22 protein-coding genes are annotated in these 17219 nt (G+C 33.7%); 5 read left to right on the forward strand and 17 right to left on the reverse strand.

The window, feature by feature from the left end; translation table 11 throughout:
• Positions 1-586: 586 nt before the first annotated feature.
• From proS to ILA26_RS05960, 4 genes are read left to right on the forward strand one after another with little or no spacing between them, the layout of a single operon-like run.
• Positions 587-1990, forward strand: coding sequence for a proline--tRNA ligase (gene proS / locus ILA26_RS05945; protein ID WP_292895316.1), 1404 nt, complete (start codon positions 587-589; stop codon positions 1988-1990).
• 7 nt (positions 1991-1997) lie between these two features.
• Positions 1998-2669, forward strand: coding sequence for a 2-phospho-L-lactate guanylyltransferase (gene cofC / locus ILA26_RS05950; protein ID WP_292895319.1), 672 nt, complete (start codon positions 1998-2000; stop codon positions 2667-2669).
• Positions 2670-2673: 4 nt separating this feature from the next.
• Positions 2674-3408 (forward strand): bifunctional hydroxymethylpyrimidine kinase/phosphomethylpyrimidine kinase, encoded by a 735-nt coding sequence (thiD, locus tag ILA26_RS05955; protein WP_292895322.1) that lies wholly within the window; start codon positions 2674-2676, stop codon positions 3406-3408.
• Positions 3409-3412: 4 nt separating this feature from the next.
• Complete coding sequence (locus tag ILA26_RS05960; protein WP_292895325.1) at positions 3413-3799, forward strand: putative zinc-binding protein; 387 nt, start codon at positions 3413-3415, stop codon at positions 3797-3799.
• A gap of 4 nt (positions 3800-3803) precedes the next feature.
• Here the strand turns inward: ILA26_RS05960 and ILA26_RS05965 are convergent, their stop codons facing one another.
• The 7 genes from ILA26_RS05965 to ILA26_RS05995 form a co-directional block, all read right to left on the reverse strand.
• On the reverse strand, positions 3804-4556 hold the full coding sequence (locus tag ILA26_RS05965) for an ABC transporter ATP-binding protein (protein WP_292895328.1): 753 nt from the start codon (positions 4554-4556) through the stop codon (positions 3804-3806).
• Positions 4557-4565: 9 nt separating this feature from the next.
• Positions 4566-5315: an ABC transporter permease gene (locus ILA26_RS05970; protein WP_292895331.1), complete on the reverse strand. Its 750-nt coding sequence runs from the start codon at positions 5313-5315 to the stop codon at positions 4566-4568.
• An 87-nt stretch (positions 5316-5402) separates the two neighbouring features.
• A complete protein-coding gene (locus ILA26_RS05975; RefSeq protein WP_292895334.1) occupies positions 5403-6623 on the reverse strand; it encodes a hypothetical protein in 1221 nt (406 codons plus the stop codon).
• A gap of 142 nt (positions 6624-6765) precedes the next feature.
• Positions 6766-8913, reverse strand: coding sequence for a heavy metal translocating P-type ATPase (locus ILA26_RS05980; RefSeq protein WP_292895337.1), 2148 nt, complete (start codon positions 8911-8913; stop codon positions 6766-6768).
• A gap of 31 nt (positions 8914-8944) precedes the next feature.
• Entirely contained in the window at positions 8945-9211 is a 267-nt protein-coding gene (locus tag ILA26_RS05985) for a DUF6110 family protein (protein ID WP_292895340.1), read from the reverse strand.
• 714 nt (positions 9212-9925) lie between these two features.
• Positions 9926-10051, reverse strand: coding sequence for a hypothetical protein (locus tag ILA26_RS05990; RefSeq protein ID WP_292895343.1), 126 nt, complete (start codon positions 10049-10051; stop codon positions 9926-9928).
• 160 nt (positions 10052-10211) lie between these two features.
• Positions 10212-10493 carry a 4Fe-4S binding protein gene (locus ILA26_RS05995; RefSeq protein ID WP_292895346.1) on the reverse strand — a complete coding sequence of 94 codons (282 nt, stop codon included), beginning with the start codon at positions 10491-10493 and terminating at the stop codon, positions 10212-10214.
• Positions 10494-10620: 127 nt separating this feature from the next.
• Here ILA26_RS05995 and ILA26_RS06000 point away from each other — a divergent pair, with 127 nt between their 5' ends.
• The gene (locus ILA26_RS06000; RefSeq protein ID WP_292895349.1) at positions 10621-11550 is read left to right on the forward strand and encodes a CPBP family intramembrane glutamic endopeptidase; all 930 of its coding nucleotides are present in this window, start codon (positions 10621-10623) and stop codon (positions 11548-11550) included.
• A gap of 154 nt (positions 11551-11704) precedes the next feature.
• Here the strand turns inward: ILA26_RS06000 and ILA26_RS06005 are convergent, their stop codons facing one another.
• The 10 genes from ILA26_RS06005 to ILA26_RS06050 all read right to left on the reverse strand — a co-directional run bounded on the left by ILA26_RS06005 (position 11705) and on the right by ILA26_RS06050 (position 17180).
• On the reverse strand, positions 11705-12037 hold the full coding sequence (locus ILA26_RS06005; protein ID WP_292895351.1) for a carboxymuconolactone decarboxylase family protein: 333 nt from the start codon (positions 12035-12037) through the stop codon (positions 11705-11707).
• A gap of 73 nt (positions 12038-12110) precedes the next feature.
• Entirely contained in the window at positions 12111-12308 is a 198-nt protein-coding gene (locus tag ILA26_RS06010) for a helix-turn-helix domain-containing protein (RefSeq protein WP_292895352.1), read from the reverse strand.
• An 81-nt stretch (positions 12309-12389) separates the two neighbouring features.
• Positions 12390-12779 (reverse strand): hypothetical protein, encoded by a 390-nt coding sequence (locus ILA26_RS06015; RefSeq protein WP_292895353.1) that lies wholly within the window; start codon positions 12777-12779, stop codon positions 12390-12392.
• Between the two features lie 484 nt (positions 12780-13263).
• Positions 13264-13956 carry a DUF4013 domain-containing protein gene (locus tag ILA26_RS06020; RefSeq protein ID WP_292895354.1) on the reverse strand — a complete coding sequence of 231 codons (693 nt, stop codon included), beginning with the start codon at positions 13954-13956 and terminating at the stop codon, positions 13264-13266.
• 123 nt (positions 13957-14079) lie between these two features.
• Complete coding sequence (locus ILA26_RS06025) at positions 14080-14277, reverse strand: helix-turn-helix transcriptional regulator (RefSeq protein ID WP_292895355.1); 198 nt, start codon at positions 14275-14277, stop codon at positions 14080-14082.
• A 101-nt stretch (positions 14278-14378) separates the two neighbouring features.
• Positions 14379-14798, reverse strand: a complete 420-nt coding sequence (locus ILA26_RS06030; protein WP_292895357.1) for an RNA-binding protein — start codon at positions 14796-14798, stop codon at positions 14379-14381.
• 35 nt (positions 14799-14833) lie between these two features.
• Positions 14834-15391 (reverse strand): 50S ribosomal protein L15e, encoded by a 558-nt coding sequence (locus ILA26_RS06035; protein WP_292895359.1) that lies wholly within the window; start codon positions 15389-15391, stop codon positions 14834-14836.
• Between the two features lie 135 nt (positions 15392-15526).
• A complete protein-coding gene (locus ILA26_RS06040; protein WP_292895361.1) occupies positions 15527-15718 on the reverse strand; it encodes a hypothetical protein in 192 nt (63 codons plus the stop codon).
• Positions 15719-16456 carry a hypothetical protein gene (locus ILA26_RS06045; RefSeq protein WP_292895363.1) on the reverse strand — a complete coding sequence of 246 codons (738 nt, stop codon included), beginning with the start codon at positions 16454-16456 and terminating at the stop codon, positions 15719-15721. It abuts the gene before it with no gap.
• A gap of 154 nt (positions 16457-16610) precedes the next feature.
• Complete coding sequence (locus tag ILA26_RS06050) at positions 16611-17180, reverse strand: FmdE family protein (RefSeq protein WP_292895365.1); 570 nt, start codon at positions 17178-17180, stop codon at positions 16611-16613.
• Positions 17181-17219 lie beyond the last annotated feature (39 nt).

The raw sequence follows: 17219 nt of genomic DNA on the forward strand, positions 1-17219 counted from the left end.
ATATTAATATTTAAGTTCCACCTTATATATTAATTTTACTGCTTTTAAATTAAAAATAAAGAAAAAATAGAACGAAAAAATTTCGAGACTCAAAAACTAGTGAAAATTCAAATCACACAAGTTTTTGAAAGAGACAAAAAATACAAAAATTGCATCTAGAAAAAATAACAGAAAACATTCCAAAAATAAAAAAACTAAAATTAAATCAGCACAAAAAATTTAATGCCCAATATTGCGAGTTTAAAAACTCACAACACCGCCTTTAGGCATTAAACTGTCAATAATTTAAAAGTTGAGGTTAGCTCGTTTTGGAGATAACTCTCTTGATTAACTATATTATGGAAGGTCATATATAAATATAACTTTTAAAAGCTTTTTACATACTGGTTTTGATTAAAAAAATATTTAAAGCTTGTTGAAGTCATTTTGGAAAATTGCTTTCATTGAAACATAATATATGAAGTTTTTGTCAAATATTTTTAGAAACAAAGATTATAATATTGTTTTTTAATGAAATATTCATGATTAAATTTAATAGTAATTAAAAACAGATAATTTAATATTATAAAAAAATTATTTAGGTGATATGGTGGAAAATTTTGATGAATGGTTTCATGATATTTTAGAACAAGCAGATATAACTGATTCAAGATATCCTATTAAGGGAATGGCTGTTTGGAGACCTTATGGTTTTCAAATAAGAAAACATTCAATGAACATTATTAAAAACTTATTGGACAAAGACCATGATGAAGTATTGTTCCCAATGCTCGTTCCAGAAAGCGAACTAGCAAAGGAAGGAATCCATGTTAAAGGATTCGAGGATGAGGTATACTGGGTTACAAAAGGCGGTCAAAGAGAATTAAACGAACAATTGGCATTAAGACCTACCAGTGAAACTGCAATCTATCCGATGTATTCATTATGGATCAGAACACACATTGACCTTCCAATCAAGATGTATCAAATCGTCAACACTTTCAGATACGAAACAAAACACACCAGACCATTAATCAGGGTAAGGGAAATCACAACATTCAAAGAAGCTCATACCGCTCATGCAACACCCGAGGAATCAGATGAACAGGTTCAGGACTTCATTGAAATGTACAAGGAATTCTTTGACGATTTGGGTCTTCCATACCTGATTTCCAAAAGGCCCGAATGGGACAAGTTCCCAGGCGCCGACTACACAATGGCTTTTGATGTCATAATGCCTAACGGTAAGACCTTACAAATTGGTACAATCCACAATTTAGGCCAAACATTTGCAAAAACATTTGATATTACCTTTGAAGACAAGGATGGAGAGCACAAGCTGGTTTACCAAACCTGTGCAGGACTTTCCGACAGGGTTATCGCATCTGTAATCGGAATCCATGGAGATGACAAGGGTTTACGCCTACCTCCAAAAGTATCACCTAATCAAGTTACAATAATTCCAATCCTCTTTAAGAAAGGAAAAGAGGAAGTTCTTTCAAAATGCGCTGAAATCAAGGAACAATTAGAGGCAAAAGGCCTAAGGGTTAACCTTGATGATAGGGACATCAGACCGGGTAAGAAATTCAACGATTGGGAATTGAAAGGAACTCCAATCAAGCTCGAACTTGGACCAAGAGACTTGGAAAACAACATTACAATTGCAATGAGCAGGGATGAAGAGGAAAAAATCGAAATTGCATTGGATGACAATTTAGCAGCCAACGTGGTTGACCTATTGAACAAATCATCTGAAAACTTATCCGCTCAAGCATGGAACTTCCAGGAAGAGCATGTCAAATTTGCAAACACATTAGAAGAAGTTCCTGAACTTGTTGAATCCGGAAATGTGGTCAAGTTCTACTGGTGCGGAGAAGAGGAAGTAGGACACGAAATCGAAGAGAAAACTGGTTATGACGTTTTAGGCATACAGGAAGAAGTATCTGAAGGTAAATGTATAGCCAGTGGAAAAGACGCTAAATACATCGCTTTAATTGCTAAAACATACTAGTGATAACATGGATGACATATACGCAATTATCCCAGTAACCAAGTTCAAAAATGCTAAAACCCGTTTATCACCCTTTTTATCAGAGGAAGAAAGGGAAAAACTTCTAAAAGCAATGCTCCATGATGTAACCGACACCTTGAAAAAATATGTTGATAAGATCTTCATAATCAGCAGGGACGAGGACGTGTTGAGTTACGCCCACAGTTTGAATGTGGACACCATCCTGGAGGATGAAAACTCCAATTTGAACAAGGCCTTGAAACAGGCAATGAAATTCTGTAAAGGAAAAACAAAAAAAGTAATCATCGTTCCATCAGACATACCATTGATTGGTAAAACAAATATCCAAATGTTGATTGACGCTTCAAAAAGCCTGGACTTCATCATAGTTCCAGCCAAAGGAGGCGGAACCAACATGATTATCATGAAACCTATGGCAATACACACAAGATTTGAGGGTTTCAGCTATAAGGAACATGTGCAAGCCGCTGAAAGGAAAAAGCTTAACCCACAAGTTCATGATTCCTTCTTCATGGCATTGGACGTCAACACCACTGAAGACTTGGGAGAAATCATGATTCATGGGGACAAGACACATACCAGAAAATATTTAAAAGAACTGAAAGTTGAGTTTGAACCTTTCCGTGGTTCTGAACGGATTAAAGTAACAAGAAGATGATTTTATGATTGTAATGAGCATTGCAGGCGTTGACCCATCAGCAGGAGCCGGTGTTTTTGCTGACTTGAAAACATTCCAAGCAGTGGGAGTTTACGGTACAGGCATTGTAACTGCTCTTACAGCCCAAAATCCTTACAAATTTTTCTCAACCCATCCCATTTCACCAAACTACATTGAAGAGCAAATAGATTCCGTCATGGATTCCTATGATATTAAGTTCATAAAAACAGGAATGCTATACTCACCGGAAATAATTAAATTAGTATCCAAAAAGATAAAGCAATACGATTTGAAGGCTGTGGTTGATCCAGTCATGGTGGCAACATCAGGTGGAGATTTGACAAAAGAGGATATTGCAAAGGTGATGAACAAATACCTGCTTCCAAATTCAATCTTAACCACACCAAACATTAGTGAAGCCGAAAAGCTAAGTGGAATCAAGATCAGCAATAAAGAAGATGCCATTGAAGCTTCTAAAAAAATAAAATGTGACAGCCTGATTACAGGAGGGCATCTGGACGGTATCAACACAATAAACATTGACGGAGAAATATCAATTCAAAAGCAGGAATTGATTGAAACAGACAATTTACACGGTACCGGATGCAACTTATCCGCAGCAATCACCGCATACCTTGCCAAAAACAATGATTTGTATAATTCCATCACAAAAGCATTGGATTATGTGTATGAAGGAATAAAAAACGGAAATCATGGAACATTAATAGCTAAATTGTGATAAGATGAAAGAAAAGATTGTGTTATGTGCATGCAGTGGCATGAATCCGCGTGGCGAAGTGTCACGAGTCAGCGTTTACGATTTGTCCGTTGAACACGATGACATTGAATATTGCTGTGTTGTTGCAAGCGGAGGAAATTATCAAAAATTCATTGAACTTGCTCAAGACCATAATGTAATAGCCGTTAACGGCTGTGAAAACTGCTGTCCTGAAACAATACTGAAAACAAAAAATGCCACAGTCGAATATAATCTAAATGTAAGCAAACTATTGAAAAAACATGACTTACACGCTGAATGTACAGTCAGAATCAATGAAAATGATGAAAAATGCGTTAATATAATTAAAAATGAAATTTTAAAAATAAAAAATGAGTTAGAAGATAGTTAATTAACTAATCTCCCATATCCAAATCTTCTACAATAGTTTCCTGAAGAGCTATGAACTCTTTGGAATCTCTTTTTCTAGGCCTTTCAATATCCACATCGATGATATTTGCAATCCTGCCCGGATTCTTATCCAATATGACTATCTTATCTGCAAGGTATACTGCCTCATCAACATCGTGGGTTACAAAAACGATTGTGTTTTCAAACCTTTTCCAAACACCGATTAATTGTTCCTGAAGCTTGTGCCTATTTTGCATATCCAATGCGGAAAACGGCTCATCCATAAGTAATATTGGAGAATGATTAAGTAGGGATCTGATAATTGCAACCCTTTGCTTCATACCACCTGAAAGTTCATGAGGATAGCTATCCTTAAAGTCGATTAATCCTACACTTGTCAAGTATCTTTCAGCGGCAGCAATGTTTTCCTCTTTTGCACCCTTGTTGGTCATTTCCAAACCGAATGTCACATTCTGCAATACTGTCAACCATGGGAACAGTGAATATTGTTGGAAGATTACTGCCCTGTCACCAGATGGCTTTTTAACTACTTCGCCATTTGCAACAATCTCACCTGAGGTAGGCTGGTCGAGACCTGCAATCAATCTTAATAAGGTTGTCTTACCACAACCTGAAGGTCCTAAAAGGCAAACCAATTCACCGTCATCGATTGTCAAATTGATATTTTCCAAAACGGATAACTGATTAGTTTTCTTACTCTTAAAGGATTTGTTAATATTTTTAACTTCAATTGCCATTCATAACACCTACCAGAATATCCTCTCTTGAGCTTTTGTAAATACATAATCGAAGATGATTCCGATTAAACCAATATCCAACATACCAACTACGGTTGTACCCGGATCGAACAGGCTTGTTGCTGTAAGAATCATGTAACCTAAACCGCTGCTGGAACCTACCATTTCCGCAGAGATGGTACACATCAAAGCAATACCTATTCCCACTTTCAAACCGGAAACAACATAAGGGACTGCTGATGGTAAAATAACTCTTTTTAAAACGTTCCAATCACTTGCCCCTAAAGTTTGAGCGGATTCTATTAAAACCTTGTCGGTTCTTTTTACACCATCAATTGTATAGACCAAAATAGGGAATACACAACCCATGAATATGATAAATACTGCTGGAAACATTCCAATTCCGAACCATAAAATTGAAAATGGAATCCATGCAACAGGAGGAATCGGTCTTAAAACACTTATAACCAATGTAGCGATATCTTCCAAGGTCTTATACCAACCGAGCAAAATACCTAGTGGAATTGCAACTACAGAAGCTAAAATCAAACCTCCAAACACTTTGTATAATGTATCCAAGGTATTTGCGAGAAGCTTTCCGTTTAAAATTAACTCCCAAGCGGATTGACATACTGTAATCGGACCAGGTAAAATGTATGGATTGACCAAACCTAGCCCCTCAGTAATTAAATACCAAAATATGATTATACAAATTGGTAAAATTAATGGAATAAACTTATTCTTATAATTATCTAACATTTAATCACTTAGTAAAAAATTTTTATACAATATTAGATTAGCATATCATCATATAAAAACTTTTAAAACTTTAAAAAAAAGACTCTTTCAAAAACTTTGTTGATTTTCAAAATCCTTTTTGCGATTGTCATTCCAAATTAGATCTCTGCGATATATTCGTTTTAAAACCCCTCGTTTGGTCTTGAATGTTCGTTTTCTTGATTTTGGCATTGTTTTTTGAAATGCATTTTCAATTTTGTTACTTGTCTTTTCAATTCGTTTATCTTTTAAGTGATAAATGAAGCTTTTATATCTTGGAGCTATTGATTTTCTAATGATTTTATAAATAACTGGATGAAAATCATTTTTATGATAAATTAATGATTGTACTTCATTTTTGAATTCATCATAGTCATTTAAATCGAATAAATCTTTGATAATTTTCAGTTGTTTGTGACATTCTTGATATTCTTCGTCAGAAATACGATTTTTATCTTTAAAAGTTTTTAATTGTTTATTTAAACTTTTTTTAGTATGAAAAATACATAATTGATGTTTAAAACCTAGTTTTGGAATAATTGAGGCATATTTTTTATCTAGATCTGTTGTGATTGCAATTTTATTTTTATTTGCTGTAGATTCTCTTAAAAACTTTTCTACTGTTGTTTCATCTTCAGTATCGTAAATTGCATCGGCTATGATGCAATTTGATATGGAATCAAGTAATGTGTGACGATATTTCCATTCTCCGTTGATTTTTATCCATTCAACATCAAAGACGTAATAACCCGAGCAACGTCCTAAATCAAATTCTAAAATGTTTTCATTAACAAAAAGCCAATTTTCAATTGTTTGATGTGAAACTGTGATTCCAAAGAATTTTTTAAATGATTTGCAAACATTTTTTAAGCTTCCCAGATAATCTGAAATTAAATGTTCTGATTCACTTTTCAATTCATTCGTAAAATTGCTGTTTTTATCAACAAGACTTGTTAAATCTGTTTGAAAGGTTTTATTACAGCGTTTACAGATATAACGCTGAACTTTCACATTAGTTTTACCTATTTCTTTAAATACTAGGGTTCTTTTTGTAAAACCATATTTAACAACATGACGAGTTCCACAATAGGGGCATCTGGCTAAACTCATTTTAAAATAAGGAACATCCTTTTTAAAACTTAAATCAAAAGATTTAAGAGCCTTTTGACAGGATTTAAAAATTTTCACAAAACGAGGATCTGAAAGGACTAATCCATCATCAGAATCACAAAATATATATTGTTTAACATCTAAAATACTATTTGGAGTAAATGTTTTTTGATTGGGCATGATAAAAACTTTACTCCAACTCTTTATTAAATTTAACTATTTTTAAACGAAATTAAAAATTCAAAGATAACTTTCATCAAAAAAATTCAAATCAACAAAGTTTTTGAAAGAGTCAAAAAAAATCAAGAAAAAAAGAAAAAAATTATGAAGCGTCAGCCACTTCAACGGCCTCTACTTCAATATCGTTTGTAAAGTCTCTGTCTTTAAGCACTGATTTTGTACTCATTGCACCGAACATCATTGTGGACAGGTTATGTATCATTGATGATGTTGACGGTGGAATAACACCCATTACGCCAAGAACTAAAAGGGAACCGTTCACCGCAACGATATTGCGATAGTTGGAATTGATCTTATCCAACATTCCAGTGCTTAGCTTTCTAAGGGTTACCAGGTCATACAAGTCATCAGACAACAATGAAATGTCTGCAACCTCACGTGCAATATCTGATGAATGTTTCATTGAAACTGATACATCAGCCGCCGCAAGAGCAGGTGAGTCGTTAATTCCGTCTCCAACCATGATTACGGTCTTGCCTTCCTCCTTAAGCTCTTCGACAATCCTTGATTTGTCTTCCGGAAGAACTTGTGACCTGTATTGTGTGATGCCCAATGCCTTAGCACCTGCTTTGGCACCGCTTTCACTGTCACCGGTAAGCATTATGATGTTTTCAATGCCTAGTGCCTTAAGCTCTTCAATGACATATTTTGCCTCTTCCCTTACAGGGTCGTCAATGCATATCAATCCTTCAAGCTTTCCGTCAATTGCAAGGTAAACTACAGAGTGTTCGGCTGCTTTTTTTGCAATCTTCTTCTCTTGAGTCTTGGTTACCTTAACCTTCTCGTCATCGAACAGGAAGTGTTTGGATCCGATTACTGCACGTTTGCCATCATATTCGGTAACGATACCATGAGCAACAATGTATTCAACCTCACTGTGGTCCTCCTCATGCTTGAGGCCCTCCTCTTCAGCCTGGTTTACAATGGCTGTAGCAATACTGTGTGCGAAGTGCTCCTCGATACATGCAGCCATTCTGAGGATTTCATCACGTTGGTATCTTTTTGACATAGGAATGACTTCAACAACCTTTGGAGTTGCATTGGTCAAGGTTCCTGTCTTGTCGAACACGATTGTGTCTGCATTTGCATACGCTTCAAGGAATTTACCTCCCTTGACCATCATCCTGTTGTCGGATGCCTCACGCATTGCAGATATGATTGACAATGGGGTTGTAAGCTTGATTGCACATGAGAAATCAACCATCAATACGGACAATGCCTTAGATGCATTTCTTGTGAGTAGATATGTCAATGCTGTCGCAAGGAAACTGTACGGCACGATTGAATCGGCCAATTTTTCAGCCTTGCTTTGAGTTTCAGCCTTCAACTCCTCTGAGTTTTCAATAAGGTCAATAATCTTATTTAATCTGGTTTCCTTGTTCATTGAATATACTTCAACGACAATGTTACCCTCTTCAATTACGGTTCCTGCGTGAACTGTTTTTCCTAAGGACTTATGAACAGCCAGTGGCTCACCGGTCATTGAGGCCTCATTGACCATGGCTTCGCCGTCAACTACTTTTCCGTCCACAGGGATCACGTCACCCATGTGGATTTTGATTTTATCCCCTTTATTGATATCCATAGCTGAAACCTGTTTTTCCTCACCGTCTTCTCCGACTACCCAGACAGTATCAATATTTAAAGCCAAACTGTCTTTTAAAGTACTTTTTGCTTTTTGTACTGTGTAATCCTCTAAAGCGTCGGAGATGGACAACAAGAACATCATGGAACTTGCAGGTTGATATTGTCTTTGCAGTAATGCTCCTGCAACTGCAGCACCATCAAGCAATGCCACATCTATACGGAAATCGGTCAAGCTGTCGAAACCTTCCCATACGTATCTGATTGCACGATATATTGTCAATGCATTCTTGATAGGCAGTGGCAGGAACCATCTTCCAAGCAGCCTGCGTCCGATCATCTTGGACAATTTCAAATAGAAGTCGTCTGTGATTTCCTTTGAAACCTGAGTCTGTGTCGGTTCGGCTTCAAACAAATCATCAATTGTGATTGCGCTTAGAATATCGAATATCTTATGCTTGTTTTCAACCTCCCCATCATAGTATATCAATATACTACCGTTTCTGTGGGAAGTGAAAACCTCATGGATAAAATCTTGCTCTAAAAGTAATGAAGCGATGCCATAACCTTCCTCCTTGGTGAAGGCCCATTGGCCAGCGCGGATTCTTAAACGAACCCCGCTATCATGCATTACTTGAAATTTCATTTATACCACTTATGAAAAAAAATGATTGAACCTATTCTTTGGATTCAACGTAGATTTCTTTTTTAGTATCAGCGTTTGCATCAATAACAATGTCTTCTGCGTTTTCTTTCATGTCTTGGAAACATGCTTCAGCGTCTTTTTTAGCTGACATTACAGTAGCCATTCCTCTTGTTGCTGCGTCTTTAACAGTTTTTGATTCTAATACTTTTTTACCTACGATAGCAGTTGCAATTCCTGCTGCAAAAATTAATGCATGTTTGTGTTCTACACAAGTGTTAATAATATCTTCGCGTTTCATTTTTATACCATCCTTTTTTAATAAATTTTTTTAGTTATATCTTGAAGCTTAAAATACACTCCAACAATATACTATTTGTTTTTTTAATATTAATATTTTAGGTAAACCTAAAACATTTCTATTTTATTACTGGAAACAAAGACTCTCCCGCTCAGCCTAGAAGATATTTTGAACCTGATCTCAAAACTTATGCAAACCTAAAAAATTTCTTCGATTTACATAAGCCATCTGACAATACAATATTAATAAATTATTCCATATAAACTAATCGATTTTTAAAGTGTTTTTAGGCTAATCAAAGGATTTTTATTTAGTTATACTTAAAAATAATTTACGTGCATCAAAAAAATTTTTAGTGATGCCAAAAAAATATCACACCTGAATAATGGATAAAACACTAAAAAATCATGAAAAATAGTCAAACGATAAAGGCAATAAATTTAAAAAAGCAAAGGTGTGTACTTGAGGTAAAATCATGCAAAAAAAACATGAAGTAGCTAATTTAAATTTGGAATGCCTTTACGGTATAAGTTTTGATTATACACTTAAATATTAACATCCCTATTATATTTAAATTAAACGGTCTAAAATTGAGTTATACCTAAAAAAGTAAAACATATTTAGTTATACCAAAAAATAACGAAGTTATGCAGGGATGTTAAAAAAAATAGTAAAAAATATACAACATAAATACAAATTCATGTCAAAATATGCTCATTTCTTAATTATTTCACGAGCTATAAATGCGCCTAAGGCAACATCCTTAATCAGGCTCAAACTTGATCTTGGACGTGGGCGCAATAAACTATGTGACCTTCCATGTCTATGTCTGCGTCCCATATTACTATCCTCCGAAATTTTTTACTACAGAAAATAAGCTCAGCAATAATATATTAAAATCAACAATATATAAATTAAACGGTTATAAATAGGTTTTTAGGCAAAACAAATAATTAAAATAAGTAAAAAAAGAAATAAAATTTATATATTCCTAAAAATTTTATAAACGAACCTGGTCAAGGCAGCGAGTCGGACATCTCATAACACACTTAAGGCATTGTGTGCAACGCCTGTTGTTCAATGTCCATGTCTTATTGTGCACACTAACTGTTATTGCATTTACAGGACATACAAACTGGCATTTTCCACATAAAGTACACTTATGGATGTCATTTCCTATACGCCATCTTGACTTATGTGATGAACGTAAAAATTCTGAAAACAAATGCATTCCTAATTCCAAACCAATTGATGAATGGCCACCACCATGTCTTCCTCTCAAGTACACTCCCCCATTTTTTAGGTATACCTAATTTTATTTACAATCATATATAAATATTTTGGAATACCTAAATTTTATGCGATAAGTAAAAATAACAAAAAATCAAAAAGGTATACAAGGTGTAAATTTGAACATTCACAAAAAATTCTTCTCAAAAATAGGATTCAGCTACCTTGCACTTGGTCTGATTGCAATAATATTCCAAATGATTATAGTAAATCTAATTAACATGACAAATCCCAGCTATTTGTCAGATTTCAATATTCTTTGCGCAATATCCTCATTATGCAATTACATATTGCCGTTTCCAGTGTTTTACTTGCTGATGAAAAAGCTTGAAAGCTTTAAACTTGAAAAGAGCAATCCGACAGCCAAGACATTTGCACTATATCTTGGAATCACATTCACATTGATGTGGATTGGAAACATGATTGGATTAGGAATAACCGCAATCCTAAGCAGCACCATACAGACAGACATCTCAAATCCAGTTCATGAGCTGATCAACAACACAGACATCTTGTTCAATCTGATTGTGATAAGCATAATCGCGCCAATCTTTGAGGAGTTCTTATTTAGGAAAATGCTGATTGACAGAAGCATCAAGTATGGTGCACGAGTGTCAATAGTACTATCAGCAGTTCTTTTTGGGCTGTTCCATGGAAACTTGAACCAGTTCTTCTACGCAGCACTGATAGGAGGATTTTTTGCATATGTCTACATCAAAACCGGAAAGCTGATTTACCCAATAATATTGCATGCATTCGTAAACCTGATGGGATCGGTCGTGAGCTTGATATTGGCCAATGCAATAATCAATCTTGAAACTTCCATAAACTCATTTGATTTGACAATAGCGCTATTGTATCTGGTTGTTTGTGCAACATTGGTAGTTTTGGGAATTGTTGGACTTAGCAGATACAAAAAAGCCAAGTTCAATGGTGAAAAAACCAAAATCAGTCTCAAGTATCCATATAAAACCCTGTTCATGAATTTGGGAATGATATGCTTCGTTGTGTTTTTCATATTCGAAACAATAATGCAGGCCATCCCATAACCATCAAATAATTAAAATGAGACATCATCAAAATAGACTTTTCAATGATAAAATCAATATTCTTATCTGAATTTTTAATTAAAATGAAAAACAGTCTAAACCAAGATTATTTCAATAGGTAAATCTACATAAAAAGAAAAAGATATGGATAAAATTATTCATCCATAGTAGCGATAACGCTGTTTAAGATTTGAAGTGATTTTGAAAATGCAGGCATTCCTGAAGTTAATAACACAATTCTTAAAACATCAATAATTTCCTCTTTGGTAATGCCTAACTCATGAATTGCACTTTTGATTTGCTTTTTGGTTGCTCTTGGATCAGCACGGGAAGCGGTAATTCCAATAGCTATCAATTTTTGGGTTTTATAGTCTAAAACCTTACCGTTCCAAACAGTTTCATTGATATCCTTAACCAATTCATATAAATCCGGTTCGTCATTTTCCAATTCACGAATACCCTTACCGTAAAATACTTCACCTTTCATATAACTCTCTCCAAAATTATATAGTTAAAAATATACCTTTTAAATTATTTATAATTTAAGATTTTAAAAAAAATCATTCCTCAAACAGAAAAACATCTGCAATAAAATCCTTTTTCAATGCTTTGGTTATATCACGTGCAGTCAGTAAAGACGGTATGTTTTTATTGGATTCAATGTCATTTAACTCTTCAACGGGAATATTAACGATATTTGCGAGCTGCTCTTGAGAAATTCCTAATTCCTCACGTAATTTTTTAATGTTATTTTTCATATAAACGCCTCCGAGTGTAATGTATAATTTACATTTGTTTCTAATAATTTATAAATGTATTATACAGGCCAATATGAAAAACTAATTATGAGTTACAGACACATTGCCATCATAAGTGCATCCATGATACTTGCCCTCACCTGCAAAGGTGAAATTACCATAATAATTTTCATTGCCCGCATCTGCCAAATATTCGGCATTTTCAATCGTGAACTCCCCATTTTCATCGGTTCTCACATCCACAATTGTTCCCATCCGATAACCCGGCTTATGATATGTAATTGTTTTGTTAGCCACACCGTTGCCATATGAATCAACCAGCATACCTGAAAATGATCCGTTTTCAGCAACTTCAGTTTCATTAATTATCATGAATGTTGACACGTCATTGTTGAATTGGAACCAGAACACCCCCATGCATATCACAAAAGCAGCCAACAATACTATAAGATATTTACTTTGTTTTTCCACAATATCCACCTAATTTTATATTTATTAAAGCAACAAATAAACATATTGATAAAAATGTAAATTAAAATTTACAATATAATAAATTTATAATTGCACTTTAAATTAAAAAATATAGAATATAAATTGATTTCTAAAATTTTTTTATAAAAAAATTTATATAACATGAGTTATTTAATTAACAAATATGTAAATATATATTTACATTATCGGCATATCACTATGAAATTATTAATTTAAAATTAATGAAACAATCATCTATTTTAAATCTCAATAAATCATATCTCCCTTTAAATATGCCGATACAAATTAATTCCAAAAAAACAATACGCAATCTACATAATATCAGAAATCAAAAAGTTAAGGGAAAAATCCAAATAATCAGTGCAGAATACTAAATTATTAAAAATAAATCATTTATTTATTATCCCCTAACACAGCAGAAAAACAGCATAATACTTAACTGATAATTCTTTTGGGAATTAATTTAATTAAAATCCATATAAACCATTCCAACGATTCTTGCAACTAAAATATGTAAAAATGGTTGCACTAACAATGCAAATATTATCAGGACCACAAAACCTGCCAGATCAATGGAGAATGAGAAAATTGTAATATCTGCAGTAATAAACAAATTAAGAAAATCTACAAAATCATCTAGAAATACACCCAATCCAGAATAAATGATAACAAAACCTATTAACACTCCTAATACTAGTTTAAGACCAATCTGACTAATTATGATATGGTTTATCTCATTAAGATTAAATGCTTTTTTAAATGAATTCTTTTTAATCATATGGGCAATGGCAATATAACCATAGCTATATGTTAACACGAACAGGATTGAAAACACAATAAACTCGAACGCCCCATGAACAACATCCCATCTTAATAGAAACATCACTGCAAGAGGAATTAATAAATAAATCACTTTTACAACATATACTTTAATTCCATTGAAAAAAAGTTGCTTAAATCCATTAAATTCAACCATCTGGTCGTCACCGCCGATAATCGAATCCAAGGAATGTTCTATAATCTTATACTGATACCCTGAAACAAAAAAAGCAGGTATGAAAAATACAGAAAATAACTCAAATAAACCCAATTTCAGGATATTTTTAGGGTTTGAAAAAGAATATTTTAAAGAATCGCATAATACATCTATAATCATTTTATCACAATCAAAACTGCAATAGAAAAAGTACACAAAATTCTAAAATTCATGAATTAATTAATTGCAATTGTTATGTAAACATATGTTTACTTATTATATAAATTTGATGTAAAAAATTAGTTACTCTTCGTATAAGAAAACATCTTCAATATACTTCTGATTTAATGAAAATGTTATCTTAAATGCATGAATCAGATTAGGACTCATACGATTGTTTTCAATGGCATTCATGGCCTGGCGTGAAATACCCACCTCATTAGCCAGCTCCTCTTGAGTCAAGCCCTTCGCTTTTCTTAAAATCTTAATATTGTTTTTCATAAGATGCCCAAAACTATTCAATTTTCAGTTAAATAATAACAATATATATTTAATATATATTTTTTTACCATATTAAAATATGTTGTTTATCACAACTAAAATTAAATATTCAGAATAGCTTCACGTACCTTGTCAACAGCAATTTGTTTTTTAGCAGGAAATGCAGCAACCTTAACCTTAAGATGTATTGCATCGCCACTGTCCAAGATGGTCCATTTTTCATCCAAAGCATCGGCCTTGTCGAACCTTAAAAACCAATTACCCTTCTCATCCATCTTGCGTTCAAGATCATCATTCAACTTGTCCAAATCCACACTTTCCAAAAGTGTATTGAAAAAAGCCTTAGTGAAACGTTTCTTTGACACAACACCAGTCAAAATAAGAATCTTGTTTTCAAGCATTCCTTCAGCCTCTTCAGCCTCGATTTCAGCTTCAGGAAGAATGTTTAAAATAGCTTGTGAGACTTCGTCCACATCCTCATCCTCATAGACGAAAGCCCTGAATTTAATGTTATGAATCATTTTTATCAAAAATAGAAAAAAGGAAAAAAGAGAAATTATAAATCTCTTCTTCTAGCTTGTTCTGAGCCTTTTCCTTTAGATTTAATTCCACGTCCTTTATTACCAGCACTGGTTAAGCCTCTGAGAGCTCTGTTAGTGTGTTTTTTGGAGCAAATCCAATTGATTTTTTTATCGTTAATGATAGAAGGACTTTGTGGATCTACTAAAATTACTTCGTAATATTTATATCTACCGTCAGACCATACCCAGTAAGAGTTTAAAACTTCTAAGTTAGGGTATTTTTTGCCTACACGTTCTTCAGCAATTCTTTGAATAGATTTAGCTTGGGTAATTTTGTTTACACCCATTCTTTTAGGTTTACGACCGTTGAAGTGACGGGTTTTCCTTCTTCCACCACGTCTTACTCTGGTTCTTACTAAAACGAAACCTTTTTTAGCTCTGTAACCTAAGCTTCTAGCTCTGTCGAGCCTGGTAGGTCTTTCAATTCTTTGAACTGCTTTTTGTCTTCTCCATTTAGGAGCTCTTTCCCACATGAGCTCACGTACGTAAGACTCATCAGGGTTTTTCCATGCGTCTCTAATATATTTGTACATAAATAACACCTTTTTGTTCAGCCACGAGGGCCACATCCATATGGGACAATATCCCAAAAAAAGTAATTTATCACTGCCATTAAAATAACAGTAATAAAGTATTTGTTTTAAGCATTTATAAATGTATCGACATTATCAATCATTAGTTAATTTGAACCCATACTGATTTAAAAATTTATCAACACGCATTTTTCTATCTTGAATTTCATCTTCACTAAATTCAATAGGATTATCAATATGAAAATGATATTCCTCAGGATACATAGGTATCCCTCCACATTTATATGCCTGACCCCACCCATCATTTGACTCATATTCATTAGACATTTAATCAAACTCCTTTTTAACCAAAAGCAAATCTATACCTTGAATTTCTTTATCAATTTCATTCATTAAATAATTACCTATGACATCTTCGGTAATATTATCAATATCATATTTCGGACAATTGGTTCTGATAATTGAAATAATTCTACCCATATCCCCGCCAAGGAATTGTTGAAATAATTTTCTATATTCTTTAGCAATTTTTCCTTTAAATTTTACAATCCAAAATGCACTATATGAAATGATTATTTCATAATCCTCATGGACATTTTCCAAAATATCAAAATTGTCTGGAGAAGGGAACGAGTAGAATCCTTGTGGATGATTGTGAATTGATGCAATTTTTCTATTACAAACATGAATATTTTCAAAATCACCTTTAGCTTTTCCTTTTTCACCTTTCCAACAATATATCACTTCACCATTTGTATAATCAAAGTACAGCATCCATTCAATATCCTCATTAACAGTTTTCCTATGAAATTCATCAACCAATTTACAGACTTTCGGACAAAATTCCTTAGTCAAATCATTGGGACTGATTGATTTGACAGATTGGTCAACTTCCAATCGCTTATAGTCCAGCCAGTCCTTATCTGGAATGTGAATTTCATCAAATGACAACATCAATCCTCCACGATTGTCCTTTAAAAACCTTTTGAATTCATTTAGGGAAAATGCATTTGAAAGAAATTTTAACATTAATGAAAATCTGTATTCAATATCTCTGAAGTTCATGAATTTATATTATAATCAAAGATATTTAAATGTCTTATTTTAAATAAAAACAATTTTACAAGCTCAAATCAATATTACGATATCGTACAATTAATTAAAAAAAATAGCAAAGGAGTTGAAACTCCAACTAAACAAAGAATAAAATCAATATAACTCATTCTTCAATAATCTCATAATAAGACCCTTCCGCACAAGACCTGCACATCGGTTTGCCTCCTCTGAGCACGTGACGTCCGTCAGAAACCTTTTCACCGCAAACTGAACAGAATGTTGTGATGTAAGGCTTGCCCGGCATGTCACCCGGACCCAGTTCAAGTTTTACTTTAGTAACCTTGAACAATTCTTCAGGAGGGGTTCTTCTAAATCGGGAAATCATTTCCTCTTTTGTTTCATTATTCTTAATCTTTTTATTTGCATCTGCATCAGTTATCCTCAATGCAACTCCTGTATCCATATTATAGAATGTTGCTGCAAATTTCCCATAGTACATCTGCTTCAATGTCCGTTTCCCCATGGAACATCCTGTAACTGACTGAACGGCATCAGACATGCACCTGTCAATTTCCAAAAATACAATCAGGTTTTTATGGACCTGATTCAGTTCCATTCCCAAAAGTTCCAAACCATACATTGCAAGTTTGGTTCCAATTGCAATTCCTCCACATAGATGACCATGAAACTCAACTGCCTTTGCCAATTGTTCGTCATACTCTTTTTCGTCCATATTATCACTTAAATATAATATCTCCCTCGGATTAAATAA

This window comes from Methanobrevibacter sp. (assembly GCF_017940815.1).
Lineage (GTDB): Archaea > Methanobacteriota > Methanobacteria > Methanobacteriales > Methanobacteriaceae > Methanocatella.

Bases quoted from the DNA above. Each gene is read 5' to 3' on its own strand.
- ILA26_RS05990 (WP_292895343.1), bottom strand. From the start codon at position 10,051: ATGGGACGCAGACATAGACATGGAAGGTCACATAGTTTATTGCGCCCA.
- ILA26_RS05975 (WP_292895334.1), bottom strand. From the start codon at position 6,623: ATGCCCAATCAAAAAACATTTACTCCAAATAGTATTTTAGATGTTAAA.
- thiD (WP_292895322.1), top strand. From the start codon at position 2,674: ATGATTGTAATGAGCATTGCAGGCGTTGACCCATCAGCAGGAGCCGGT.
- ILA26_RS06045 (WP_292895363.1), bottom strand. From the start codon at position 16,456: ATGAACTTCAGAGATATTGAATACAGATTTTCATTAATGTTAAAATTT.
- proS (WP_292895316.1), top strand. From the start codon at position 587: ATGGTGGAAAATTTTGATGAATGGTTTCATGATATTTTAGAACAAGCA.
- ILA26_RS06040 (WP_292895361.1), bottom strand. From the start codon at position 15,718: ATGTCTAATGAATATGAGTCAAATGATGGGTGGGGTCAGGCATATAAA.
- ILA26_RS05965 (WP_292895328.1), bottom strand. From the start codon at position 4,556: ATGGCAATTGAAGTTAAAAATATTAACAAATCCTTTAAGAGTAAGAAA.
- ILA26_RS06025 (WP_292895355.1), bottom strand. From the start codon at position 14,277: ATGAAAAACAATATTAAGATTTTAAGAAAAGCGAAGGGCTTGACTCAA.
- ILA26_RS05970 (WP_292895331.1), bottom strand. From the start codon at position 5,315: ATGTTAGATAATTATAAGAATAAGTTTATTCCATTAATTTTACCAATT.
- ILA26_RS06030 (WP_292895357.1), bottom strand. From the start codon at position 14,798: ATGATTCATAACATTAAATTCAGGGCTTTCGTCTATGAGGATGAGGAT.
- ILA26_RS06010 (WP_292895352.1), bottom strand. From the start codon at position 12,308: ATGAAAAATAACATTAAAAAATTACGTGAGGAATTAGGAATTTCTCAA.
- ILA26_RS06005 (WP_292895351.1), bottom strand. From the start codon at position 12,037: ATGAAAGGTGAAGTATTTTACGGTAAGGGTATTCGTGAATTGGAAAAT.
- ILA26_RS05960 (WP_292895325.1), top strand. From the start codon at position 3,413: ATGAAAGAAAAGATTGTGTTATGTGCATGCAGTGGCATGAATCCGCGT.
- ILA26_RS06050 (WP_292895365.1), bottom strand. From the start codon at position 17,180: ATGGACGAAAAAGAGTATGACGAACAATTGGCAAAGGCAGTTGAGTTT.
- ILA26_RS06035 (WP_292895359.1), bottom strand. From the start codon at position 15,391: ATGTACAAATATATTAGAGACGCATGGAAAAACCCTGATGAGTCTTAC.
- ILA26_RS05980 (WP_292895337.1), bottom strand. From the start codon at position 8,913: ATGAAATTTCAAGTAATGCATGATAGCGGGGTTCGTTTAAGAATCCGC.
- ILA26_RS06020 (WP_292895354.1), bottom strand. From the start codon at position 13,956: ATGATTATAGATGTATTATGCGATTCTTTAAAATATTCTTTTTCAAAC.
- cofC (WP_292895319.1), top strand. From the start codon at position 1,998: ATGGATGACATATACGCAATTATCCCAGTAACCAAGTTCAAAAATGCT.
- ILA26_RS05985 (WP_292895340.1), bottom strand. From the start codon at position 9,211: ATGAAACGCGAAGATATTATTAACACTTGTGTAGAACACAAACATGCA.